The 25,025-nt window shown below is 71.1% G+C and carries 16 protein-coding genes and 6 pseudogenes; 14 read left to right on the top strand and 8 right to left on the bottom strand.

The window, feature by feature from the left end:
- Positions 1–13: 13 nt before the first annotated feature.
- The gene (locus WBG99_RS03385; RefSeq protein ID WP_338894873.1) at positions 14–1,084 is read right to left on the bottom strand and encodes an ATP-dependent DNA ligase; all 1,071 of its coding nucleotides are present in this window, start codon (positions 1,082–1,084) and stop codon (positions 14–16) included.
- Positions 1,085–1,158: 74 nt separating this feature from the next.
- Here WBG99_RS03385 and ligD point away from each other — a divergent pair.
- Positions 1,159–2,167: pseudogene (gene ligD, locus WBG99_RS03380) on the top strand (non-homologous end-joining DNA ligase).
- 495 nt (positions 2,168–2,662) lie between these two features.
- Entirely contained in the window at positions 2,663–3,718 is a 1,056-nt protein-coding gene (locus tag WBG99_RS03375) for a LacI family DNA-binding transcriptional regulator (protein ID WP_338894871.1), read from the top strand.
- Positions 3,719–3,904: 186 nt separating this feature from the next.
- Here the strand turns inward: WBG99_RS03375 and WBG99_RS03370 are convergent.
- A pseudogene (locus WBG99_RS03370) lies at positions 3,905–4,369 on the bottom strand (beta-1,3-glucanase family protein); the annotation flags it as partial.
- Between the two features lie 201 nt (positions 4,370–4,570).
- Between WBG99_RS03370 and WBG99_RS03365 the strand changes: the two are divergent.
- Positions 4,571–4,819 (top strand): WhiB family transcriptional regulator, encoded by a 249-nt coding sequence (locus WBG99_RS03365; protein WP_338894869.1) that lies wholly within the window; start codon positions 4,571–4,573, stop codon positions 4,817–4,819.
- Positions 4,820–4,960: 141 nt separating this feature from the next.
- Here the strand turns inward: WBG99_RS03365 and WBG99_RS03360 are convergent, their stop codons facing one another.
- The 4 genes from WBG99_RS03360 to WBG99_RS03345 all read right to left on the bottom strand — a co-directional run bounded on the left by WBG99_RS03360 (position 4,961) and on the right by WBG99_RS03345 (position 9,520).
- A complete protein-coding gene (locus WBG99_RS03360; protein WP_338894867.1) occupies positions 4,961–5,938 on the bottom strand; it encodes an acyl-ACP desaturase in 978 nt (325 codons plus the stop codon).
- Between the two features lie 227 nt (positions 5,939–6,165).
- A complete protein-coding gene (ddaH, locus tag WBG99_RS03355) occupies positions 6,166–6,942 on the bottom strand; it encodes a dimethylargininase (protein WP_338894866.1) in 777 nt (258 codons plus the stop codon).
- Positions 6,943–7,124: 182 nt separating this feature from the next.
- Positions 7,125–8,756 (bottom strand): ABC-F family ATP-binding cassette domain-containing protein, encoded by a 1,632-nt coding sequence (locus tag WBG99_RS03350; RefSeq protein ID WP_338894864.1) that lies wholly within the window; start codon positions 8,754–8,756, stop codon positions 7,125–7,127.
- A gap of 347 nt (positions 8,757–9,103) precedes the next feature.
- Positions 9,104–9,520: an SsgA family sporulation/cell division regulator gene (locus WBG99_RS03345; RefSeq protein ID WP_338894863.1), complete on the bottom strand. Its 417-nt coding sequence runs from the start codon at positions 9,518–9,520 to the stop codon at positions 9,104–9,106.
- A 948-nt stretch (positions 9,521–10,468) separates the two neighbouring features.
- Between WBG99_RS03345 and WBG99_RS03340 the strand changes: the two genes are divergently transcribed.
- The 4 genes and pseudogenes from WBG99_RS03340 to WBG99_RS03325 all read left to right on the top strand — a co-directional run bounded on the left by WBG99_RS03340 (position 10,469) and on the right by WBG99_RS03325 (position 12,514).
- Positions 10,469–10,795 carry a plasmid stabilization protein gene (locus WBG99_RS03340; protein WP_338894861.1) on the top strand — a complete coding sequence of 109 codons (327 nt, stop codon included), beginning with the start codon at positions 10,469–10,471 and terminating at the stop codon, positions 10,793–10,795.
- 45 nt (positions 10,796–10,840) lie between these two features.
- Positions 10,841–11,521 (top strand): annotated as a pseudogene (locus tag WBG99_RS03335) (endonuclease V); the annotation flags it as partial.
- A gap of 352 nt (positions 11,522–11,873) precedes the next feature.
- Positions 11,874–12,135: pseudogene (locus WBG99_RS03330) on the top strand (MMPL family transporter); the annotation flags it as partial.
- A 232-nt stretch (positions 12,136–12,367) separates the two neighbouring features.
- Positions 12,368–12,514 (top strand): hypothetical protein, encoded by a 147-nt coding sequence (locus WBG99_RS03325; protein WP_338900584.1) that lies wholly within the window; start codon positions 12,368–12,370, stop codon positions 12,512–12,514.
- A 31-nt stretch (positions 12,515–12,545) separates the two neighbouring features.
- On the opposite strand, the gene WBG99_RS03320 is transcribed toward WBG99_RS03325, so the two are convergent.
- Positions 12,546–13,727 carry a saccharopine dehydrogenase NADP-binding domain-containing protein gene (locus WBG99_RS03320; RefSeq protein ID WP_338894860.1) on the bottom strand — a complete coding sequence of 394 codons (1,182 nt, stop codon included), beginning with the start codon at positions 13,725–13,727 and terminating at the stop codon, positions 12,546–12,548.
- Positions 13,728–13,964: 237 nt separating this feature from the next.
- Here WBG99_RS03320 and WBG99_RS03315 point away from each other — a divergent pair, with 237 nt between their 5' ends.
- The 3 genes from WBG99_RS03315 to WBG99_RS03305 all read left to right on the top strand — a co-directional run bounded on the left by WBG99_RS03315 (position 13,965) and on the right by WBG99_RS03305 (position 18,959).
- Positions 13,965–15,146 (top strand): CaiB/BaiF CoA-transferase family protein, encoded by a 1,182-nt coding sequence (locus WBG99_RS03315; protein ID WP_338900194.1) that lies wholly within the window; start codon positions 13,965–13,967, stop codon positions 15,144–15,146.
- Positions 15,147–15,192: 46 nt separating this feature from the next.
- Entirely contained in the window at positions 15,193–16,407 is a 1,215-nt protein-coding gene (locus WBG99_RS03310) for an acetyl-CoA C-acetyltransferase (protein ID WP_338894858.1), read from the top strand.
- A gap of 377 nt (positions 16,408–16,784) precedes the next feature.
- Positions 16,785–18,959 carry a 3-hydroxyacyl-CoA dehydrogenase NAD-binding domain-containing protein gene (locus WBG99_RS03305; RefSeq protein WP_338894857.1) on the top strand — a complete coding sequence of 725 codons (2,175 nt, stop codon included), beginning with the start codon at positions 16,785–16,787 and terminating at the stop codon, positions 18,957–18,959.
- 726 nt (positions 18,960–19,685) lie between these two features.
- Here the strand turns inward: WBG99_RS03305 and WBG99_RS03300 are convergent.
- Positions 19,686–19,829, bottom strand: a pseudogene (locus tag WBG99_RS03300) (transcriptional regulator); the annotation flags it as partial.
- A 208-nt stretch (positions 19,830–20,037) separates the two neighbouring features.
- Between WBG99_RS03300 and WBG99_RS03295 the strand changes: the two are divergent.
- The 4 genes and pseudogenes from WBG99_RS03295 to WBG99_RS03280 all read left to right on the top strand — a co-directional run bounded on the left by WBG99_RS03295 (position 20,038) and on the right by WBG99_RS03280 (position 24,980).
- On the top strand, positions 20,038–20,514 hold the full coding sequence (locus WBG99_RS03295) for a hypothetical protein (protein WP_338894856.1): 477 nt from the start codon (positions 20,038–20,040) through the stop codon (positions 20,512–20,514).
- Between the two features lie 236 nt (positions 20,515–20,750).
- Entirely contained in the window at positions 20,751–22,715 is a 1,965-nt protein-coding gene (locus tag WBG99_RS03290) for a Xaa-Pro dipeptidyl-peptidase (RefSeq protein WP_338894854.1), read from the top strand.
- Between the two features lie 63 nt (positions 22,716–22,778).
- Positions 22,779–23,152 (top strand): annotated as a pseudogene (locus WBG99_RS03285) (carboxypeptidase); the annotation flags it as partial.
- A gap of 202 nt (positions 23,153–23,354) precedes the next feature.
- Positions 23,355–24,980, top strand: coding sequence for a BCCT family transporter (locus WBG99_RS03280; RefSeq protein WP_338894852.1), 1,626 nt, complete (start codon positions 23,355–23,357; stop codon positions 24,978–24,980).
- Positions 24,981–25,025: the final 45 nt, after the last annotated feature.

Genomic DNA, 25,025 nt, shown 5'->3' with positions numbered 1-25,025 from the left:
GGTGCCCGGAGCCTCAGGCTCCGGGGCCGAGGACCTCCGCCAGGTCGTAGTTCACCGGCTCCTCCAACTGCGCGTAGGTGCAGCTGGAGGCGGTACGGTCCGGGCGCCAGCGGCGGAATCGGGCCGTGTGGCGGAAGCGGACGCCGTTCTCCATGTGGTCGTACGCCACCTCGGCGACCCGCTCGGGCCGCAGCGGCACCCAGGAGAAGTCCTTCTTCGTCGACCAGCGGCTCGGCGCGCCCGGCAGCCGTGCCGTCTCGTGCGCCGCCTCCTCGGACCAGGCCGCCCACGGGTGCCGCCCGACATCCGCCATCCGCAGCGGCTCCAGCTCCTCCACCAGCTCCGCGCGCCGCTTCATGGGGAACGCGGCGCACACGCCCACATGCTGCAGGGTTCCCCCGGTGTCGTACAGGCCGAGCAGCAGGGAGCCGACCACCGGCCCGCTCTTGTGGAAGCGGTAGCCGGCGACCACCACGTCCGCCGTCCGCTCATGCTTGATCTTGAACATGGCCCGCTCGTCCTGCCGGTAGAGCAGACCGAGCGGCTTGGCGATCACCCCGTCCAGGCCCGCCCCCTCGTACTGGTCGAACCACTGCTCGGCCAGCTTGCGGTCCGTGGTCGCCGGGGCGAGATGGACCGGGGCGGTGACCTCGGAGAGGGCCAGCTCGAGCAGCGCGCGCCGGTCGGTCAGGGGGACGTCCAGCAGCGCCTCGTCGTCCAGGGCGAGCAGGTCGAACGCGACGAAGGACGCCGGAGTCGTCTCGGCCAGCATCCGGACACGGGACTCCGCCGGGTGGATGCGCTCGGTGAGGGCGTCGAAGTCCAGCCGCCCGCCCCGCACGATCACGATCTCGCCGTCCACCACACAGCGCTCCGGCAACCGCTCGCGCAGTGCCGCCGCCAGCTCGGGGAAGTACCTGCTCAGCGTCTTCCCCGTGCGGCTGCCGAGCTCCACCTGCGCGCCGTCGCGAAACACGATCGCCCGGAACCCGTCCCATTTCGCCTCGTAGTGCATGTCCGGCGGGATCGTCGCCACGGACCTGGCGAGCATCGGTTTCACGGGCGGCATCACCGGAAGGTCCATGCCTACGATTCTGCGGCCCCGTGAGGGGATGCGCCCGGTATGCGATATCTGACCGCTCCGCCTACCGTGGCCGCATGGCTGAAGCGCTGGAGCTGCAGGTGGCGGGGCGGACGGTACGGCTGTCCAGTCCGGACAAGATCTTCTTCCCGGAGCGCGGCTTCACCAAGCTGGACCTCGCCCGGTACTACATCGCCGTCGGCCCCGGAATACTGCGGGCCCTGCGCGACCGGCCCACCACCCTGGAACGCTATCCGGAAGGGGTGACGGGCGAGAACTTCTTCCAGAAGCGGGCCCCCAAGAGCATGCCCGACTGGATCCCCACCGCCCACATCACCTTCCCCAGCGGTCGCAGCGCCGACGAGATGTGCCCCACCGAGCCCGCCGCCGTCGTATGGGCCGCCCAGTTCGGCACGCTCACCTTCCACCCGTGGCCGGTCCGCCGCGACGACGTCGACAGCCCCGACGAACTCCGCATCGACCTCGACCCCCAACCCGGCACCGACTACGCCGACGCGGTCCGCGCCGCCCACGAACTCCGCGAGGTCCTGCACGAGTACGGCGGTCTGCGCGGCTGGCCCAAGACCTCCGGCGGGCGCGGCCTGCACGTCTTCGTACCGATCCGGCCCGACTGGACCTTCACCCAGGTGCGCCGCGCGGCCATCGCCGCCGCCCGCGAACTGGAGCGCCGGATGCCGGAGCAGGTGACCACGGCCTGGTGGAAGGAGGAACGGGGAGAAGATCTTCGTCGACTACAACCAGACCGCCCGCGACCGCACCATCGCCTCCGCCTACTCCGTACGCCCCCGCCCGCACGCCCCCGTGTCCGCGCCGCTCACCTGGAACGAGGTGGGCGTCGCCGTCCCCCGCGACTTCGACCTGGCCACCATGCCGCAGCGCTTCGCCGAGGTCGGCGACGTCCACGCCGACATGGACGACCACGCGTTCTCCCTGGAAGCCCTGCTGGAGCTGGCCGCACGCGACGAACACGACCACGGCCTGGGTGACCTGCCGTACCCGCCGGAGTACCCGAAGATGCCGGGGGAGCCGAGGCGGGTGCAGCCGAGCCGGGCGAAGAAGCAGTAGCGCTCCGCTGAGCCCTTTCGGGAGCGCGGACCTTGTGGCGTACGGCGGCCACTGATCACGGCATGCCGTACGCCACCGGTTTGTGGTACGCACGCCGGTGGACGGGACGATTCCGGGATACGAGCCGCACGAGTCCCATGAGTCGCCGAAGTCTCCCGGACACCGAGCGCTCGGCGAGGGGGGATCATCTCCGCCGCGTAATCGCCAGGCGGCGAGGGCTTCGACCGCTCGTTGGGCAGCCAGTGGACGCGGCCGACCGCATCGACCCCGCTGGGGTGGAGGTGAGGGTCGCGGTACGCGCCCGGAAGACGGGCGTACGGGACCGGGTACTGAGTTCTCACGGGTCTTGTCTCAGGTCGTCCGGCGCTCCTCGGCGAGCGACGGCGCTTCGCGCGATTGGATCCCGAACGGTGCCGGGCGGTGATCAGGGAGCGCTCTCAGCGCCTCCCTTCCAGGGCTATCCTGATCGCAACCACCCCGGAGGAGTGTCCCGAAGTGACCGAGACGACATCGCGTCCCACGCTGGAGGCCGTGGCCGTGCGGGCCGGGGTGTCCCGGGCGACGGTCTCGCGGGTGGTCAACGGGGGCGAGGGTGTGCGGGAGCCGCTGGTCGAGCGGGTGCGCAGGGCGGTCGAGGAGCTCGGGTACGTGCCCAACCAGGCCGCCCGCAGTCTCGTCACCCGAAGGCACGACGCCGTGGCCGTGGTGATCGCCGAGCCGGAGACCAGGGTCTTCGCCGACCCTTTCTTCGCCCTCCAGCTACGGGGTATCAGCAAGGAGTTGACCGCCCACGACTCGCAGCTCGTCCTGTTGCTCACCGAAGGGCCCGAGGACTACGCACGGGTGGGACGGTACCTCGCCGGCGGACACGTCGACGGGGCGCTCGTCTTCTCGCTGCACCTGGACGACCCGCTGCCGGGCCTGATCCAATGCGCCGGCGTGCCGACGGTGTTCGGCGGCCGGCCCGGCTGGGCGGACGGTACACGCGGCGAGACGCCCACCGTGTACGTCGACAGCGACAACCGGGGCGGCGCGCGGGACGCCGTACGGCATCTCGTCGGCCTCGGCCGCACCCGTGTCGCCCACATCACCGGCCCCCTCGACCAGACCTCCGCCGTGGACCGGCTCGAAGGGTTCCGCGACGTCATGGTGGACGCCGACCCCGGGCTGATCGTGGAGGGCGACTTCACCCCGGCGGGCGGGGAGCGAGCCATGCGGGAACTCCTCGACCACTGCCCGGAGCTGGACGCCGTGTTCGCCGCCAACGACGTATCGGCGTCCGGTGCGCTGCGCGTTCTGCGGGAGCGGGGGCGGCGGGTCCCCGAAGACGTCGCCGTGGTGGGCTTCGACGACATGCTGCCGGTGGCCGAGCAGTCCGATCCGCCGTTGACGACGATCCGTCAGGACATAGAGGAGATGGGGCGGTTGATGGCCAGGCTCCTGCTCCGAGGCCTCGAACGGCGCGGGCCCGAGGAGGACGAACAGGTCCCGAGCGGCGCGCCGCCCGGTGTCGTCCTGCCGACCACACTGGTACGACGCGCCTCCGCGTGACCGCCGGGGACCCGGGCGTGTTTCGAACGTCCCGTCTGGCTCGCGACGCCTGGCACGGCACCTCGCCGCGTTGCCGGGATCGCCCGCGTACGCCCGGTACGCGGGCGACCCTCCGCCTCGCGACGCACCGCACCAGACGCCGCGAGCCCCGCCCTCCGGGCGGACGACGCTACTTTCGAAACACGTCTATGCGCCGACCGTCAGCGCGCAGCGCCGCGGATTGGCGTCGTGGTCCGCGCCCGAGACGTCAGGCTGTCCGTCGGCACGTATGTCGTCGTACGAAAGCGCTTACCCGGTGGGCGAGTTGACGTGCACCACGCGTGACCAGTGGTTCGGCAGGGTCTCCCGCTGGTCGTCGGCCGCCGTCGCCCCGTTCGGCTGCGTCGGGTGGAGCGTGATCGAGCGGTTGAAGCCTGCGGCGAGCCGGGCGAGGTGCCTTCTTGTCGTCGTGGTCACCGGGGGTCGTCCGCGAACGGGCCGTGGTCGCAGGTGAAGATGTCCTTCGAGGTCGGCCTGGCGAAGGAGTGGCCGCCGGTGAAGTCGATGAAGGAGTCCCGGTCAGGCGTGGGACGGCATCCGGTCGGGCCGGTCGACGTACGGTGCCATCGGGTTCTGCGGTGAGATGACCCGCAGCACCCTGCCGTCGCCGCCCGGGCGACCAGTCGGTCCCCCAGCCGGCCGCCGAAGGTGGCATCCCGCTCACGCCGGGCGATCCATGGAGTCGTTGAGGTGTGCGTTCCTTCCGCGCGCCGCCGTGCGTCCGCCGGGTCGGTGAGCGGAGCATGGAGGGCCGGGTGCTCTGTTGATGGCCCGTTGATCGAACGTTTTTCGGGGCCCGGCACGATCCTGAGCATGCACAAGGACACGATCAGCCCAATCGACAGCGTCTGGCAGGAGCGGGCACTGTGTGCGCAGACGGGGGCCGACTTCTTCTTTCCCGAGCCCGGCAGCTCGGTGCGTGAGGCGAAGCGCATCTGCGGTATGTGCGAGATGCGCACCGCCTGTCTTGAGTACGCACTGGCCAACGACGAGCGGTTCGGTGTCTGGGGCGGCCTCTCGGAGAAGGAAAGACTCCGGCTCCGGCGCACCGAACGCGTCTGACCCGCCATGCCGGCCCGCAAGGGCGGGGCCGTGGCGCTGAGGCAGGCGCGCCGCTCTCCAAAAACCGGAACACACTGGTTCGAATCCAGCCGCCCCGTCCCCTGCGCGGCCCTCGGCCCTCGGCTTCGGGCGGCGAGCCGGTTACGCTCTGGCCCGTGCCGCCATCCGCGCCTTGCGCACCGCGAGCCTCTCGTCGAACTTGCGGGCCTCCGCGTCGAGTCCGTCCATGTAGAGGCCGAGCTCCTCCTGCGCCTTGGTGCCCTCCGGCCCGAGGTCGTCGATCTCCATGACCTTCAGGAAGCGGAGGACGGGCTGAAGGACGTCGTCGTGGTGGATGCGCATGTTGTAGACCTCGCCGATGGCCATCTGCGCGGCGGCGCGCTCGAAGCCGGGCATACCGTGGCCGGGCATCCGGAAGTCGACGACGACGTCGCGGACGGCCTGCATCGTCAGATCGGGAGCCAGCTCGAAGGCGGCCTTCAGCAGGTTCCGGTAGAACACCATGTGCAGGTTCTCGTCCGTCGCGATACGGGCGAGCATGCGGTCGCAGACCGGGTCGCCGGACTGGTGGCCGGTGTTGCGGTGCGAGACGCGGGTGGCCAGCTCCTGGAAGGCGACGTACGCGACCGTGTGGAGCATCGAGTGCCGGTTGTCCGACTCGAAGCCCTCACTCATGTGGGCCATGCGGAACTCTTCGAGCTTGTCCGGGTCCACCGCGCGCGAGGCGAGCAGGTAGTCGCGCATCACGATGCCGTGCCGGCCCTCCTCGGCGGTCCAGCGGTGCACCCAGGTGCCCCAGGCGCCGTCGCGGCCGAAGAGGGCGGCGATCTCGTGGTGGTAGCTGGGGAGGTTGTCCTCCGTGAGCAGGTTCACGACCAGCGCGATCCGGCCGATCTCGGTGACCTTCGACTGGCCCTTCTCCCAGGCCTCGCCGTCCTCGAAGAGGCCGGGGAAGTTGCGGCCGTCACCCCACGGCACGTACTCGTGCGGCATCCAGTCCTTGGTGACCTTCAGATGCCGGTTGAGTTCCTTCTCGACGACTTCTTCCAGCGCGTAGAGCAGCCGCGCATCGGTCCAGGCGGTGGACGGGCTGCCGAGGTGAGGAGAAGTGATCGACACAGGGGCTCCAGGGGGACGATCAGGGAACGAGGATCTTGTAGCGCGGCCGCGGGCGGGCGACCGTAACCTACGGCATCGTAGGCTACGAATCCGTAGGTTACGTATCCGTAGGTTAAGCGTGTTGTAAAGATCACCGATAAGTCAGGCCCGCCATGTGGTCGGCAGGCATGCCCAAGGTCCCCGTGGAGCCGCAGGTCCCGGGGCCGAGAAGGCGAAGCGGCCACCTGTCAGGCGTACAGCTCCCGCAGTCGCACGGAGAGACATGTCACACAGCCTTCGAGCTTCTCGAACTCGCTGATGTCGACCATGACGGGCTCGTACCCGAGGTCGGCGTACAGCTCCGCGGTCTTCGGCGCGCTCGCCGCCATCAGCAGCTTGTCGCCGCCGAGCAGCACCACATGCGCCCCGGCCTCCTCCGGCACCGGCAGGAAGCGGCCGAACAGCGACGGCGTGTCCATCTTCGGGATGTGCCCGACGACCGTGCCGTCGGGCAGCGCGGTGACCGCCGACTTCAGATGCAGCACCCTGCTCACGGGTACGGAGACCACCCGCGCGCCGAGCGGCTCGAACGCCGCCCGCAGCTGCCGCACCCCGGCCGCGTTGGTGCGCCCGCCCCGGCCCACGAACACCGTGTCCCCGACCTTGAGGACGTCACCGCCCTCCAGTGTGCCCGGCTCCCAGACCCAGTTCACCGAGCAGCCGAGCGCGGCCACGGCCTCCTCGATCCCTTCGGTCTCCTCCCGCCGGGATTCGGCGCCGGGGCGTGCGATCAGCGCCACGTTCCGGTACAGGACCACGGTGTCCTCGACGAACACCGCGTCCGGGCAGTCGTCGGCCGGCTCCACCTCGATGGTCTCCCAGCCGTGGGCGCGCAGGGCCTCCCCGTACGCCTCCCACTGCTCGACCGCGAGGTCGACGTCCACCTCCGTGCGTTCGACGTGGGTGACCAGCCCTTCGGCCAGGCGCGGGCTGGGACGGCGGACGAGGGCCTTCTTGCTGGGCACGTGTGGGACTCCGAATCGGACGAGGGTTTTCCGGCGCCCGTGAAGCGACGCCGGTCCGCCATCATGCAGCGCCGGTCCACGTGGACAAAACCCCCGAAGGAAGCGGGTTGCCCTCCTGAGACACGCGGCGGTAGCCAAGGCCTCGACGGCCCGTGCGCCCGTGCCCCCTCGCCGTACCGTCCTCAGCCCGTCGACGCGATCTCCTCCGGCGTGGTCGTGCGCAGCTCTCCCTCCTCCATCAGCAGCCAGCGGGTGATCCCGAGCGACTCCAGGAACGGCAGGTCGTGGCCGGCCACGATCAGCGCGCCCTCGTACGACTCCAGGGCGGTGGTCAGCTGCCGCACGCTCGCCATGTCGAGGTTGTTCGTCGGCTCGTCCAGCATCAGCAGCTGCGGGGCGGGCTCCGCGAGCATCAGGGCGGCGAGGGCGGCCCGGAAGCGCTCCCCGCCGGACAGTGTCGCCACCGGCTGGTCGGCACGCGCGCCCCGGAAGAGGAAGCGGGCGAGACGGGCCCGCACCCGGTTGTTGGTGGCGTCCGGCGCGAACCGGGCCACGTTCTCGGCGACGGTCAGATCGTCGTCGAGGACGTCGAGCCGCTGTGGCAGGAAACGCAGCGGGACGTGCGCCGTCGTCTCACCGCTCACCGGCTCCAGCTCGCCCGCGATCGTCCGCAGCAGCGTGGTTTTGCCCGCGCCGTTGCGGCCGATCAGCGCGATCCGCTCGGGGCCGCGCAGATCGAACCCGCCGCGCACCCGGGCGCCGTACTTCAGCTCCAGATCCAGCAGGTTGAGGACGGTACGGCCCGGGGGCACCGCCGTGTACGGCAGCTCGACGCGGATCTCGTCCTCGTCCCGGACGGCCTCCACCGCCTCGTCCAACCGCTCCTTGGCTCCGGCCAGTCGCTCCTCGTGCAGGACGCGGTGCTTGCCCGCGGACTCCTGGGCCGCGCGCTTGCGGGCCCCCGCGACGATCTTCGGCACCCGCTTCTGTTCGAACATCTTCTGCCCGAACCGCTTGCGACGGGCCAACTTGACCTGTGCGTCGACGAGTTCGCGCTTCTGCTTCTTCAGGTCGGCCTCGGCGACCCGCACCATCCGCTCGGCGGCCTCCTGTTCGGTGGCGAGGGCCTCCTCGTACACGGAGTAGCTGCCGCCGTACCAGGTGACCTCACCGTCGTGCAGATCGGCGATCTGGTCGACCAGTTCGAGGAGTTCACGGTCGTGGCTGACCACGATCATGACGCCGGACCACGACGAGACCGCGTCGTACAGCCGGCGCCGCGCGTACAGGTCGAGGTTGTTGGTCGGCTCGTCCAGGAGCAGGACGCCGGGCCGGCACAGCAGCAGCGAGGCCAGACGCAGCAGCACCGACTCGCCGCCCGAGACCTCGCCGATCGTGCGGTCCAGGTCGACGTGGCCGAGGCCGAGTTGGGCGAGGGTCGCCACGGCGCGCTCCTCGACGTCCCAGTCGTCGCCGACCGCCGCGAAATGCTCCTCGGCCACGTCGCCCGCCTCGATGGCGTGCAGCGCGGCGCGGGCGGCGGCGATGCCGAGCGCCTCGTCGACCTTCAGGCCGGTGTCGAGCGTGACGTTCTGCGGGAGGTAGCCGACGTCGCCGACCACGCGGACAGTGCCCTCGGTGGGAGTGAGTTCACCGGCGATCAGCTTCAACAGGGTTGATTTTCCCGACCCGTTGACGCCGACGAGCCCGGTCCGGCCGGGGCCGAACGCGATCTGCAGATCGTCGAAGACGGGGGTGCCGACGGGCCAGGCGAAGGACAGGGACGTGCAGGTGAGGGACAAGGGAGTAGACATGAAGGACCTCGTGCATGCGGGAAGCGGCCAGCGGGCGACGCGTTCGAAACACCGCGAGGACGACACGACGAGGGCAAGAGGAAAGCCCGCTGCCGGGGGACGGCTCGTACGCCGAGGTCGCACGCGAAGCACACAGGTGAAGCCGGTACGCGGCAGGTGTGTGATGCGGTGTCTCAGGACCTCAGACGAGCAACGTCCTTCTCCAATCGACGGCAACAGGACCGTGGAACAACGTACGAATGGGCGTCGGAGGGTGTCAACGCATTAACGCGACGCCCGGACAGGCGGGAACCGGTGCCGGGCCGGCCGCCCCCGGGCGGAGCGGGGCGGCACCCGCGAGGGCCGTCTCAGCAGGCGTCCCGCATCAGCTCGGCCAGGTCGTGGTCCAGGTCGACATGGTGGTGCTCCAGGCCGAGCGGCACCAGCTCGGTCGAACGTTCCAGGAAGCGCCGTACCTCACTGGTGTGGACGTGTATCACGGCGGTGCCCTCCGGGGCGTGGAACTCCAGGACCAGCCGCTCGTAGCCGTACGGGCGGACCCGTACGTCCCCGTGGCCGACGGACTCCTCCATACCGGTGACGAGGAGTTCGCGGGCGAAGGTCCAGCAGACCTCGACACCCTCCAGCGTGGCCGGGGCGGGGAAGGTCATGCGGACGGCGAAGGGGTCGCGACGGTCGTAGTGGAGCGTTGCGGGAATGCTCGGCATCCGCGGCGCGGCGGCGACGAGACGGGCCTCTACGGGCTGCTCGATGACGGTGGACAACGCCTGCTCCCTTGTGACGGCTGGACGGACTCCGGATGGCTGAGGCCGGGCACTTCGAAAGACGCGGGATCGGGCCGATCCGTGCACATGAGGGTCGAGTGACCTCTGTCACCGAGCCCAATCACTGAGGTGATCCTTTTCTCATCCCGTGTCCCGGGATATGGGTGAGGACACCGCATGTGCCCCGTCGGTTCCCGGCCGAGGGCATCTGGACGGCGTCGGATCGGTGGACTGGCCTCGCCCGCCATGAGGGCATGGGGCGGTCGAGACGGATGAGCCGGCCGAATCGGACGAGTCGGACGAGTTGGGCGATGGGCGACGGGCGTGGCGGCGGCGCCGGCCGCCGCCCCGGCGGTGCCCGCGCAGGCACACGGGGACGGTCGTCCACCGCACTGGGAACTGTAGGAAAACGGAACTGACGTGCGCTTTCGCGGTCTCGCCGCGGGCACGCGCGCGTGTGCTGCACTCCGCCGACCGGGGGCTGACCTGGACGGTCGCCGACACTCCCGTCCCGGTCGGCGACCCGGCGCGCGGTGTCATCGCCTCGCCTTCCGCGACCGGGCGCACGGCATCGCCGTCGGCGGGCGACTATCGCGTCGACCAGCCGTCCCCAAGGGCCGTGGCCACCACCGGCGACGGCTGGGCCTGGACGCCCGCCCGCCGCGCAGCCGCCGCCCGCCCACCGCTCCGGCGCCACCTGGCTCCAGTACAGCCGTACGACCGCACTCGCCGTCGGCCCCGACCTCACCACCGACGCCGGCCGCACCTGGCGCACGGTCGACACCGGCTCGTACGACACCGTCGACCGCGCCCCTGGCCGGGGCCGCCGGGGAGCAGGGGCGCGTGGGCCCGGCTGGAAGACTGAACGGTACCGTCCGTTCCGATGGGTTGTTCCGGCTGAAAGGGGATACTTGTGGCGTGTTCGAATCACGAAGGGAGTGATCGACCATGCCACGCGGTTCGAGCCCCAAGAGGGAACGCCAGTACGAGCACATCAAGGAAAGCGCCAAGGACCGCGGTGAGAGCGAGTCGCGCGCCGAGGAGATCGCCGCCCGGACCGTCAACAAGGAGCGCGCCCGGTCGGGCGAGTCCAAGACGGCGAGCCGCACCTCCACCCAGGACATGTCGTCCAGCAAGCGCGGCGGCCAGCGCTCGCACAAGGGGTCCGAGGGGCCCACGTACGACCAGCTCTACGAAGAGGCCAAGCGACGCAACATCCACGGCCGTTCGGACATGAACAAGAGCCAGCTCAAGCGGGCCCTGGGCGGCAAGTAGTCCTGGAGCGCGCCGGGTACCGGGATGCGTACGCTCGGCAGCACCATGACGACCGTACGCATCCCGGCGGGCTGGCCCGCCACCGAAGAGCAAGCCCTGGCCGTGCAGGACGAGTTGCGGGGGGAGGTGGCCCTCGACGAGACCGGACCGCCGCCCGGTACCGGGTACGTCACCGGCGTCGACGTCGCGTACGACGACGAACGGGACGTGGTCGCGGCGGCGGCCGTGGTGCTGGACGGGGCGACCCTCGGCGTGGTCGCCGAGGCCACGGCGATCGGGCCGGTGTCGTTCCCGTACGTCCCCGGACTGCTTGCCTTCCGGGAGATCCCGACCGTGCTCGCCGCCCTCGACGCGCTGCCCCGCGACCCCGGTCTCCTCGTCTGCGACGGCTACGGCCTCGCCCACCCGCGCCGCTTCGGCCTCGCCGCCCACCTCGGCGTCCTCACCGGGCTCCCCACGATCGGCGTCGCCAAGAACCCCTTCACCTTCACGTACGACGAGCCCGCCGCCCCACGCGGCAGCGCCTCCCCGCTCCTCGCGGGCACCGAGGAGGTGGGCAGGGCCCTGCGTACCCGTGACGGCGTCAAGCCCGTCTTCGTCTCCGTCGGCCACCGGGTGAGTCTCGGCAACGCCTGCGCGCACACCCTCGCGCTCACCCCCGACTACCGCCTTCCGGAGTCCACCCGTCGCGCCGACTCCCTGTGCCGACGGGCCCTGCGCGACGCCACCGACCAGGATGCCGCTGAGCGCGACCCGGCGAGCGGGCGGACATCCGGCTACCCCGGCGGTTGTCGGTCCCGGCCGGGCGGACCCCAGGGGTCGCGGTCGGGTCGGGGCCGGTCCCTCCGGCGCGACGAGGGCGGCGAGGGGGTGGCCGTCCCACGCTGAGCGCATGGTGCGAGGTGCTTCGGCGGAGCCCGGCTGCCACGCGGGCGGGCGGGCGGCCGACGGTGCCCTGGCCGTGGGCTTGTCCACGACGGCGTCCTGCCCGCACCGAGCGCGGAGACCGGTGCCGAGTACCTGGTCGGCGGAGCCGGCGCGGCCCCGCAGGACTTCTCCGACGCGGTGGCCGCCCGGAGCCGCCACCGGCCGGGTGATCACGGCCGCCGCCATCATGATCGTCGTCTTCGCGGCCTTCGGCCCCGGCCCCAGCCGGATGCCCCAGCCGGATGCTCCGGCACTTCGGCCTGGGCCTCGCCGCGGCCGTCCTCCTCGACGCCCCGGTCATCCGCCGGCTCATCGTGCCGGCCGTCATACGACTCCTGGGCCGCCGGGCCTGGTGGCTGCCCGGCCCGCCGACGCACCGGCTGCCGAGGATGGCACCGGAGCCCCGGCCGTGACGAGGCCCCCGGCCGGCATCCGAGACGAACTGAGCTTGAGATTTGTCCTCGCCGTTCGAACACGACCCTCCGCCGTACGAGCTGGGCGTTTTCGCCCGATTCAGGGCTGCCGCAGGCGCGTTGATCGCATCCGAAAGCGCCGGTCAGAGGCGTTCGAATCCGATGGGTTAAATCTCAAGCTGAGTACGCGTACGGATACCGGTACGTCGTCATGTTCGGCAGGCTGTGCCGCATGACGACGCACCGAGCACCGAAGCCCGCCGCCGACCCCACCCAGCCCGTCGAACGTGCCGTGACGGCCGGGCTGCTGCTCGCCGTGATCGCCGGACTGGCCTGGATCGCCGGCATGGTCTACACGGTGACCGGGTGGGTCCGGTAAGGCCGGCCCGGCGAGGGGGCCCGTTCGGGTGCTACCGGGACGCCGCCACGCGGAACGTGATCCCCGCCGCGCGCAGCCGTTCGATGAGCGCGTCGCCCATCGCGACCGCCGTGGTGACCTGACCCGCCGTGGCCGGGAGGTCGTCGAGGGCCAGGCACAGCGCGGACTCGGCGAACATCTTCGCCGTCTCGCCGTAGCCGGGATCGCCGCCCGCGACCTCAGTGAAGACGCGGCTCCCGCCGCCCTCACCCACGAACCGCACCGAGAACCAGCTCCTCGCCCGCCGCTCCGCGCTCGGCCCCTCGCCCGGCTTGATCCGGTCGCCCAACCAGCGCCGAACGGGCGGTACTTGGGCGGCGGCGACGACCGCGCCGACGAACGCGACCCCGCCCACCGCGAACGGCAGGGTCTTCACGGCCGCGTAGTGGCGGTAGCGGAAGTCCGGCCCGTAGCGGCGCAGAGCGCGTGCCGAGCGCTGCACCACCTGCGCGTCGATGGTCGGCAGCGGCAGCGCCCACGCCCCGACCTCCTTGGCGTACCGGGGAGCGCTCACCGGCGCGTACGCCCGCCGCCCCACCAGCCGCGGCTCGTGCCGTTTGCGGTCCTGCGCGGCGGCCATCGTCTGCCGGGCGCGCGAGAAGCCGGTGAGCGCGGAGTCGAACGTACCGCCCGAGAACATGCCCTCGGCGCGCACGAACCCGTCCACGGTGATCGGCACGTCCTGCGGGAGCTGACGGACCGTGAAGTACGCCCCGAGGTCGTGCGGTATCGAGTCGAAGCCCGCGGCGTGCACGATCCGGGCGCCGGTCTCGCGCGCGCGTGCGTCGTGCCGGACAAACGTCAGGTCGACGAATTCGGGCTCGCCGGTCAGATCCAGGTAGTCGGTTCCCTCATCGGCGCAGGCGGCCACCAACTCCTCGCCGTACGCGATGTACGGGCCGACGGTCGTGGCCACCACCCGTGTCTGCCGGGCGAGTTCGCGGACGGCCCGCGCATCGGCCCCGTCCGCCTGGAGCACGCCGATCTCCGCGCCGCCGGGCAGCCGCTCGCGCAGTGCCGCGAGTTTGTCCGCGTCGCGCCCGGCGATCGCCCAGCGCAGCCCCTCGGGCGCGTGCTCGGCGAGATACTCCGCGGTGAGCTTCCCGACGAACCCCGTGGCCCCGTAGAGCACGATGTCGTACGCCCGATCCGCCCTGCCCTGCCCGCTGCTCATGGAACTCCTCAGCACTCGTCCACGCGCCGTTGTCGGTCGCCGAGGCTAGCGTGAGGGAGGAGCAGCCGAGGGCGCGGGATCCGGAGGTGGCCGTGACCGTACCGAGGTGGAGCGGGCTGACACCTGCCGGGGCTCCGGGCACAATGACTAAGCGGTTGCTCATTTCGGCTTGTGCGGAGTGGAACACGTTCCTAGCATCACTGCTGTCACATCATGTGTGTCACGGAGCTGGGGGCGATGGCGGTGGCGAAGACGCCCGGGCACGGCCCGCTCACCGGTGTGCGCGTCGTCGAACTCGCGGGCATCGGCCCGGGACCGTTCGCCGCCATGCTCCTCGGTGACCTCGGCGCCGATGTCGTCCGCGTCGACCGGCCGGGCGGCGCGGGCCTCGCCGTGAACCCCCGGTACGACGTCACCAACCGCAACAAGCGGTCGGTGATCGTCGACCTGAAGTCCCCGGACGGCCCGAACACCGCTCTCGACCTGGCCGAACGCGCCGACATCCTGATCGAGGGCTACCGGCCGGGCGTCGCCGAGCGCCTCGGCGTCGGCCCCGAGGCCTGCCACGCCCGCAACCCGAAGCTCGTCTACGGTCGTATGACCGGCTGGGGCCAGCAGGGCCCGCTCGCCCAGCGCGCCGGCCACGACATCGCCTACATCGCCCTCACCGGCGCCCTCGGCATGATCGGCGCCCCGGACACCCCGCCCGTCGCCCCCGCCAACCTCCTCGGCGACTACGCGGGCGGCTCGCTCTACCTCGTCGTCGGCGTCCTCGCCGCCCTCCACCACGCCCGCGCGACCGGCGCCGGCCAGGTCGTGGACGCGGCCATCGTCGACGGCACCGCGCACCTCTCCACGATGATCCACGGCATGCTCGCCGCCGGCGGCTGGCAGGACCGCCGCGCCGCCAACCTCCTCGACGGCGGCTGCCCCTTCTACGGCACCTACGAGACGGCCGACGGCCGGTACGTCGCCGTGGGCGCCCTTGAGCAGCGGTTCTACGAGGAGTTCGTCGACCTCCTCGGCATCAAGGACCGGGCCCCGGCCCGTAAGGACATGGCCGCCCGGAGCGAGCTGCGTGAGACGGTCGCGGCCCGCTTCAGGACCCGTACGAGGGACGAGTGGACGGCCGTCTTCGAAGGATCCGACGCCTGTGTGGCCCCCGTCCTGTCGTTGCGAGAGGCCCCGGACCACGCGCATCTCGCGGCCCGGGGCACCTTCACCGACTTCGGCGGCATCACCCAGCCCGCCCCCGCACCCCGCTTCTCCGCCACACGCACCTCGGTCCGCGGCGGCCCCGCCCAGCCGGGCGCAGACACGGCGGACGTGGCCCACGACTGGGGCATACCCGGCCTGCTGACGGACGCCTCCCTCCAGGACGGCTCCCCGACGGCCGCCTCCTCGAAGGACACCGACTGACACCGGCCCTCGGGCCCTCCCTCCCGCCACCCGAAAGGCCAGACTCGTGAGCACCGAAGCGTACGTGTACGACGCGATCCGCACCCCGCGTGGCCGCGGCAGGGCGAACGGCGCCCTGCACGGCACCAAGCCCATCGACCTGGTCGTCGGGCTGATCCACGAGGTCCGGCGCCGCTTCCCCGGCCTCGACCCGGCCGCCGTCGACGACATCGTGCTCGGTGTCGTGAGCCCGGTGGGCGACCAGGGCTCCGACATCGCCCGGACCGCCGCGATCGCCGCCGGACTGCCGGACACGGTCGCCGGCGTACAGGAGAACCGCTTCTGTGCGTCCGGCCTGGAAGCCGTCAACCTGGCCGCCGCGAAGGTCCGTTCCGGCTGGGAGGACCTGGTGCTGGCGGGCGGTGTCGAGTCGATGTCCCGTGTGCCGATGGCCTCGGACGGGGGCGCCTGGTTCAACGACCCGATGACCAACCTGGCGGTCAACTTCGTGCCGCAGGGCATCGGCGCCGACCTCATCGCCACCATCGAGGGCTTCTCCCGACGGGACGTCGACGAGTACGCGGCACTGTCCCAGGAGCGGGCGGCGGCGGCCTGGAAGGAGGGCCGGTTCGAGAAGTCCGTCGTCCCCGTCGAGGACCGCTCGGGTCTCGTGCTCCTCGACCACGACGAGCACATGCGGCCCGGCACGACCGCCGACTCCCTCGCGGGGCTCAAGCCGTCGTTCGCGGACATCGGCGAGCTGGGCGGATTCGACGCGGTGGCGCTGCAGGAGTACCACTGGGTCGAGGAGATCGACCACGTCCACCACGCGGGCAACTCCTCCGGCATCGTGGACGGCGCGGCCCTCGTCGCCATCGGCTCCGAGGAGACCGGCGAGCGGTACGGCCTGCGCCCGCGTGCCCGGATCGTCTCCGCCGCCGTCTCCGGCTCCGAGCCCACCATCATGCTCACCGGCCCCGCGCCCGCGACCCGCAAGGCTCTCGCCAGGGCCGGCCTGACGATCGACGACATCGACCTCGTCGAGATCAACGAGGCGTTCGCCGCCGTCGTCCTGCGTTTCGTGCGGGACATGGGGCTCTCACTCGACAAGGTCAACGTCAACGGCGGCGCGATCGCCCTCGGCCACCCACTCGGTGCGACGGGCGCGATGATCCTCGGCACGCTGATCGACGAACTGGAGCGCCAGGACAAGCGGTACGGGCTGGCCACGCTGTGCGTGGGCGGCGGCATGGGCATCGCGACGATCGTCGAACGCCTCTAGGTGTGTCTCGAACGTCCCGTCTGGTTCGCGACGCCTGGCACGGCACCTCGCCGCGTTGTCGGGATCGCCCGCGTACGCCCGGTACGCGGGCGACCCTCCGCCTCGCGACGCACCGCACCGGATGCCGCGAGCCCCGCCCTCCGGGCGGACGACGGTGCTTTCGAAACACGCCCCGGTGGCGCGGCAGGCGACGTCCGCCCCGTCGCGACGCCCGGCACGCCCTCTCGCCGCACCGGCCGAGGCCCGGGTACGTCCCCCGCACGAGGACTTCCGGCCGGCACACCGACACGCACCGGTACCGGGCGCCGCTCCTTGAACGGCAGACACGCTCTGGTGCTCAGGCGGCCAAAGACTCTGACACTCACGGAGACCCTCACATGACCGACAGCACAACCATCCGCTGGGAACAGGACCGCACGGGCCTCGTCACCCTCGTCCTCGACGACCCGAACCAGTCCGCGAACACCATGAACCAGGCGTTCCGCGATTCCCTCGCGGTGACCACCGACCGTCTGGAGGCCGAGCGGGACACCATCCGCGGCGTCATCATCACCTCCGCCAAGAAGACCTTCTTCGCCGGCGGTGACCTCCGCGACCTCATCCGGGTCACCCCCGACACCGCGCGGCAGCTGTTCGACGGCGGCCTGGAGATCAAGCGCCACCTGCGGCGCATCGAGACCCTGGGCAAGCCGGTCGTCGCGGCGCTCAACGGCGCGGCCCTGGGCGGCGGTTACGAACTGGCCCTCGCCTGCCACCACCGCATCGCCCTCGACACCCCCGGCTCCAAGATCGGCTGCCCCGAGGTCACTCTCGGCCTGCTGCCCGGAGGCGGCGGCGTCGTCCGTACCGTACGGCTGCTGGGCATCGCCGACGCCCTGCTGAAGGTGCTGCTCCAGGGCACCCAGTACACCCCGAGGCGCGCCCTGCAGAACGGCCTCATCCACGAAGTGGCCGCCACGCAGGACGAGTTGATGGACAAGGCCCGCGCCTTCATCGACGCCAACCCCGAGTCGCGGCAGCCCTGGGACGAGCCCGGCTACCGCATCCCCGGCGGCACCCCCGCCCACCCCGGGTTCGCGGCGAATCTGCCCGCCTTCCCGGCCACCCTGCGCAAGCAGACGGGCGGCGCCCCCTATCCGGCGCCGCGCAACATCCTCGCCGCCGCCGTCGAGGGCGCCCAGGTCGACTTCGAGACCGCCCAGGTCGTCGAAGCCCGCTACTTCGTGGAACTGGCCGCCGGGCAGACCTCGAAGAACATGATCCAGGCCTTCTTCTTCGACCTCCAGGCCGTCAACTCCGGCGCGAGCCGCCCCAGGGGCATCGAGCCCCGCCAGGTCCGCAAGGCCGCCGTGCTCGGCGCCGGCATGATGGGCGCGGGCATCGCGTACTCGTGCGCCCGCGCGGGCATCGAGGTCGTCCTCAAGGACGTGTCCCTCGAAGCGGCGGCGAAGGGCAAGGGCTACGCGGAGAAGCTCTGCGCGAAGGCGGTGTCCAGGGGCCGCACCACCCAGGAGAAGGCCGACGCCCTCCTGGCCCGCATCATCCCCACCGCCGACCCGGCCGACCTCGCGGGCTGCGACGCCGTCATCGAGGCCGTCTTCGAGAACACCGAACTCAAGCACGAGGTCTTCCAGCAGATCGAGACGGTGGTGGCACCGGACGCCCTCCTGTGCAGCAACACATCGACCCTCCCCATCACCGAGCTCGCCAAGGGGGTCGCCCGCCAGTCCGACTTCATCGGCCTGCACTTCTTCTCGCCCGTCGACAAGATGCCGCTGGTAGAGATCATCAAGGGCGTACAGACGGGCGACGAGGCCCTGGCCCGCGCCTTCGACCTAGTCCGCCAGATCAGGAAGACCCCGATCGTCGTCAACGACTCACGAGGCTTCTTCACCTCCCGTGTCATCGGCCATTTCCTCAACGAGGGTGTCGCGATGGTCGGCGAGGGCATCGAGCCGGCGTCCGTCGAGCAGGCGGCGGCCCAGGCGGGTTACCCCGCCAAGGTCCTCTCCCTCATGGACGAGCTGACCCTCACACTGCCCCGCAAGATCCGCGCGGAGTCCCGACGGGCCGTCGAGGAGGCGGGCGGCACGTGGGTCGCCCACCCCGCCGAGGCCGTCATCGACCGCATGGTCGACGAGTACGGCCGCGCGGGCCGCAGCGGTGGCGCCGGGTTCTACGACTACGGTCCCGACGGCCGCCGCGCCAGGCTCTGGCCCGGCCTGCGCGAGCACTTCACCGAGCCGGGGTACCGGATCCCCTTCCGGGACATGCAGGAGCGCATGCTCTTCTCGGAGGCCCTGGAGACCGTCCGGCTCCTGGAGGAGGGAGTGCTGACCTCCGTCCCCGACGCCAACATCGGCTCCCTCTTCGGCATCGGCTTCCCCGGCTGGACCGGTGGCGTCCTGCAGTACATCAACGGCTACGAGGGCGGCCTCGCGGGTTTCGTCATCCGCGCACGAGAACTCGCCGACCGCTACGGCGATCGTTTCACCCCGCCGGCCCTGCTGGTGGAGAAGGCGGAGAGGGGGGAGCGGTTCGGGGACGGGTGACCCCGCGGATGCGGGTGAGTGGGGAACCGCGCGACCGGCCCTCCCCACCCACCCGTGGACGTCCACGGCGCAGGCCGCCTGACGTTCAACCCCGACAAGATCGTCTCTTGTCGGGGTTGAACGTCAGGCTCAGCGGCCGTCCTGCGCCGGCCCGTTCCCTCTCTGCCAGCCTTGGGTGAGACGTCCCGCTCTGCGGGGTTAGCCTGAGAGGGCACGACAGGAGAACCGCCCCCTATGCCCAGGCACTGAGCCCGTCGGGTCCGACCCGGCACCGAGGCCGAAGCGCCGTACCTTCACCTCGGAGCACAAACTGCGGATCGTCGCCGAGTACGACGCCGTGCCCAGGAATGAAAAGGGTGCGGTCCTGCGCCGGGAACGGCTCTACCACTCGCACGTCAAGGAGTGGCGGCCGCCCGGGATGCCGGGGCCCTGGCCGCGGCCTACACCCGCCACCCCGCACGCTTCGGCCGCCGCCCCACTCCGCCCGAGATACCTCAGAAGGCGTGGATCAACGATCCCGCCAAGCGCAGGGAACCCGCACCACAGAGCTCATAGCATCGCAACGTCTGACTGGACTTGAAATCTTCCGGTTCGCCCACTTCTCCAGCCACTGCCGGAGTTCCTCCCTCAGAGAAGGCTGAAGGGTCGTCAACAGGGTCTGCGTGACGAGCGGTCGCATGTGGGCGGAGAGGGGCTTCACGGCCTGGGGTCGCGTTCGGCGACCGCCCCGTGGCGACCGACCCGGCGCGGACCGATCACCGGCGGCGGCAACAGGCCCCTGGTGCTGCAGAAGCGGACCGTACGCACCGTGACCGCCCGCGCGGACAACTCGTCGACGGTGAGGACGATCTCTCCGGTGTCGGTCGTCATACAGCAGTATCGCTGTCCCACCAGTGCCGGGAAACCTCGGCAGAGGGCGATCGCCGGCGCCGCCCGGGACGGTGACGTCAGTTCGTCCAGGTCGGCCCGGAGGGGCATCGGCACGGCCGGTACGGCGGGGGTGTCCCCGTAACGACCACGGGGACTGATCCCTGGCCGAGGGAGGTACCCCGTGTGCGGGGGCGGGTAGGTCACCGGTATGGACCTCCTCCCGATGGACATCGGCCCGTTGAACCCGCCGGTCGAAGGACTCGTCGTCGCGTCGGTGCTGTTCGCGCTCGTGTTCCTCTTCTTCGTCCGCCTACTGCCCCGGTTCCAGCGGGTCCTGGACGCACGTGAGGCCGCGACCAAGGGAGCGGAGGCGCATGCCGAAGCCGTGCGGGAGCAGGCGCGGACCAAACAGGCCGAGGTGGCCGGGGTTCTGGCCGACGCCCGCCACGAGGCCGCCCGCATCCGTCGGCGCGCCTTCGAGGAGGGCGCCGCCCTGATCGCTGAGGCCCGCGCCGACGGCCGGCTCCAGTACGCCGCCCTCCTCGCCGAGGGCCACGCCCGCCTCGCCGCCGACCGCGCCATGGCCGAGGCCGAACTCCGCCCTTACGTCGCGGAGTTGGCCTCGGACCTGGCGAGCAGAGTGGTCGGCGAACGCATCGAGGCCGAGGTCCACCCGCGTCCCTGAACACTCCTGGTGCCCGTCACCACCCGCACGCTTGAACGGTTCCGCGCGAGTCCTTCAGCGCCTGAGCAGTCCCTGTGAGCCCGGACGTGTCCATGGCCGCCACGGTCACACGATCTCCCCTCGGCCGACATGGGCCATCCAGCCCCACGCTCCTTTCCGGCCACACCGTGGCCGAAGTCCCGCGAGCCGCAGAAGGGCCTCTTCTGCGCGGGAGTTGACCGCAGTACCGTCCGCGCATGCCGATACCAGTGCGACGCACACGCTTCACGACCTGGAGATCGCTCGCGACGGCGGCCACGGCCGCCGCCCTCACGGCCGGCTTCCTCACCCCGGCGGTCGCCGCCACCCCGACGCCCCGCAAGAGCCAGCCGGTCTACTCGTACGACAGGGCCATCCGTGAGGCCGTCTGGGTGGACACCGGGCTCGACGGTGACCGCGACGGCCGTACGGACCGGGTCGCCGTCGACATCGTCCGCCCAAGTGAACCCGACCGGCGGGGCCTCAAGATACCCGTGATCATGGACGCCAGCCCGTACTACTCCTGCTGTGGACGCGGCAACGAGGGACAGCGCAAGACGTACGACGCGAACGGCGACATCGTGCAGATGCCGCTGTTCTACGACAACTACTTCGTGCCCCGCGGCTACGCCTTCGTCGCCGTCGACCTCGCCGGAACCAACCGTTCCGACGGCTGTGTCGACGTCGGCGGGCGCTCCGACATCCAGTCGGCCAAGGCCGTCGTCGACTGGCTGGGCGGTCGCGGCAAGGCGTACACCACCCGCACCGGCACGACCAGGGCCACGGCCGGCTGGACCAACGGCAGGACCGGCATGATCGGCAAGAGCTACGACGGCACCGTCGCCAACGGCGTGGCCGCCACCGGAGTCGAGGGCCTGGAGACCATCGTCCCCATCGGCGCGATCTCCTCCTGGTACGACTACTACTTCGCCCAGGGCGCCCCCCTCTACAACTCGGGCCCCGAATGGCTCTCCCACTACGTCGAGAGCCCCGACGCCCGCGCCAGGTGCGGAGCCGTCCAGCAGGAACTCGTCGACGGCGCCCCGCGCACCGGCGACCGGACCCCGCTGTGGACCGAGCGCGACTACGTCAAGGACGTCCAAAAGATCGACGCCAGCGTCTTCGTCATCCACGGGCAGCAGGACCTCAACGTCCGCCCCAAGCACTTCGGCCAGTGGTGGGACGCCCTCGCGCAGCACGGCGTCGAGCGCAAGATCTGGCTCTCCCAGGTCGGCCACGTGGACCCGTTCGACTTCCGGCGCGCCACGTGGGTGGATACCCTGCACCGCTGGTTCGACCACGAACTCCTCGGTTACGACAACGGCATCGACGACGAGCCCATGGCCGACATCGAACGCCACCCGGACCAGTGGGAGACGTCCACGGTCTGGCCGCCGCGCGCCACGCGGACCACGACCCTCCGCCCGGCCGAGGGCAGCGAGCCGGGCGTCGGCACCCTCGGCCTGCGCAAGCGGACCGGCACCGAGACCTTCACCGACGACCCGGCGCGGAGCGAGACCGACTGGGCCGCGCACATCGACAGGTCCACCCCCGACAAGGCGGGCTTCGTCACCCGGCCGCTCACCCGGGACCTTCGGCTGTCCGGCTCCTCCGAGGTGACTGTCACCGCCACGCCCACCACCTCCACCGCCCACCTCTCGGCGGTCCTCGTGGACCTCGGTCCGGACACCATCCGTGACTACGCGACCGCGGGGGAGGGCATCACCACCCTCACCGAGCGCAACTGCTGGGGCCTGAGCACCACCGGCGACAGCTCCTGCTTCCGGGAGACCGGGACGAAGACGGCCGACGTCGACTACACGATCTTCAGCCGCGGCTGGGCCGACCTCGGCAACCACTCCTCCGGCACGGGAGCCCCGCTCACGCCCGGCAGGCCGTACACGATCACCCTCGATCTGCACGCGAGCGACCACGTCGTCCCGGCGGGCCACCGTCTCGCGCTGATCGTCGCGGGCACCGACGAGGACCTCATCGACCCGCCGTCTGGCACACCGACCCTGACCATCGACCTCAGGCGCACCTTTGCGAAGGTCCCGCTGGTCGGCGGCGCCGCCGCCTTCGCGAAGGCGACCTCGGGCACCGCCGGCACGCTCGCGGACTCCGTCCTCGACGGCGTACGCGACCCGAGCAGGGCGGCGCGCGTTCCGGGCGCCGGCGTATGAGGGCCCGGATCGCGACGCTGATCGCCACCGCCCTCGCCGCACCTCTGTTCTCGGCACCCGGCCGACAACCCGCGCCGGGTGAACTCCCGGCTCCCCGCCCTGAAGGGTCTGTTCGGCCTCGCGGACGTATGTGGCCGACGGGTCGAGGCGGCGACGTGCGCGCCCGTCTGGCCGGCTTGCGCGACACCGGCCCGGTCCACGTCGGCGGCGCCGACAACGACCCGGCCGAGCCCGTCGAGGTGATCCAGGACTCGCCCTGCGGCTACCGGCTCACCGCACAGCGGTAGGGGGAGTTCGCGGACAAGCCGGCCCTGCACGGCGGGCGGGTGCGGCCGGAAAGAGACGGTGACGGCGTACTCGTACCGCCGCGTCAGCAATTGCGCACGCTCGTCCCGCTCCTGCCCGACGAGCGGGCGCCGTACCGCGTGACGGTGGGGACCTCCACATCACTTGTTGAACAAGAAAGGATCAACGTCACATGTGGTAAGGGTTCCTGGGCAGGAGAAAGTCAGCTCCAGCCACTCGCGGAAAGGTTCCACCTGTGACGCACGATCATCGCACCGCCTCTCAGGGGGAGGCGCGCTTCCAGGTTCGGAGGCGGGTCTCCCCGGCGGCGGGCGGCCCCAGACCGATCGCGTTGTGTTCGGCGTGACGGCCGTACTGACCTCGGCCTTCGTGCTCTGGGGCGCCATCGCGACCGACTCGCTCGAAGCCGCCTCCGGGAAGCTGCTGAGCGGCCTGATCCACAACGGTGGCTGGGCCTTCATGCTGGCCGCCTCCTGTTTCGTGATCTTCGCCCTGTGGCTGGCGATGAGCCGCTACGGCCGGATCCACCTCGGGGTCGAGGGCGAGAAGCCCGAGTTCCGCACGGTGTCGTGGGTGGCCATGATGTTCAGCGCCGGCATGGGCATCGGCCTGATGTTCTACGGCGTCAGCGAGCCCATCGCCCACTACACCTCGCCTCCGCCGGGCACGAACCCCGAGGGTTCCGGCGAGCGCATGGAAGGGGCGATGGCGACCACCCTCTTCCACTGGACGCTGCACCCCTGGGCTATCTACGCGGTGGTCGGCCTGGCCATCGCCTACAGCACCTTCCGCAAGAAGCGCCGCCAGACCATCAGCGCCGTCTTCACCCCGCTGATCGGCGAGAAGCACGCAAACGGCACCGGCGGCCGGGTCATCGACATCCTCGCGATCGTCGCCACGATCTTCGGCTCGGCGGCCTCCCTCGGCCTCGGCGCACTCCAGATCGGCTCCGGCTTCCAGGAGCTGGACTGGATGAGCACGGTGAGCACCGGCCTGCTCGTCGCCATCATCGCCGTCCTGACCCTGGCGTTCGTGGCCTCCGCCGTCTCCGGTGTGGAGAAGGGCATCCAGTGGCTGTCCAACACCAACATGGTGCTGGCCCTGCTGCTCGCCGTGTTCGTCTTCGTCGCCGGCCCCACCATCCTGGTCCTCGACCTGCTGCCGACCTCGATCTTCGCCTACCTCGGTGATCTGCCCCAACTCGCGGGCCGCACCGAGGTGTCCGGGGGCGAGGGCGTGGCCGACTGGCTCAGCTCCTGGACCGTTTTCTACTGGGCGTGGTGGATCTCCTGGACGCCCTTCGTCGGCATGTTCATCGCCCGCATCAGCCGCGGGCGCACCATCCGCCAGTTCATCGGCGGCGTCATCCTCGTCCCCAGCTCGGTCAGCCTCGTCTGGTTCGCGGTCTTCGGCGGCACGGCGATGAAGCTGCAGGAGCAGGGGCGGCTCGGTGAGGAGTCGACCCCGGAGGGCCAACTCTTCGCCGTTCTGCACGAGTTCCCCATCGCCACGGTCTCCAGCCTGCTCGTGATGATCCTGGTCGGCATCTTCTTCGTCTCCGGCGCCGACGCCGCGTCCATCGTCATGGGAACGCTCTCCCAGCGCGGCGCGCTCGAACCCGGCCGTTTCGTCGTCGTCTTCTGGGGCGTCGTCACCGGAGCCGTCGCCGCCATCATGCTGCTCGTCGGCAGCGGCCAGGGCGACGCCCTCACGGGCCTGCAGAACCTCACGATCCTGGCCGCCGCGCCGTTCGTCCTGGTCATGACCGGGATGTGCGTCGCGTTGATGCGCGACCTGCGCCGGGACCCGGTGATCGTCCGCGAGGAGATGGCCTCCGAGGCGGTCGAACTCGCCGTCATCGAGGGCCACAGGCGTTACGACGGCGACTTCGAGATCCGGGTCGGCCCCGGTCAGGGCACGGAGACCGAAGGTGACCCGATCGGCCATCGGCGCGACTGAGCGCCGTCGGGGAGCGGTGACCGGGCGACCGCCGGTCGTGAGGGG

The organism is Streptomyces sp. TG1A-60 (assembly GCF_037201975.1).
Lineage (GTDB): Bacteria > Actinomycetota > Actinomycetes > Streptomycetales > Streptomycetaceae > Streptomyces.
This window is presented reverse-complemented; position numbering and strand designations above follow the sequence as displayed.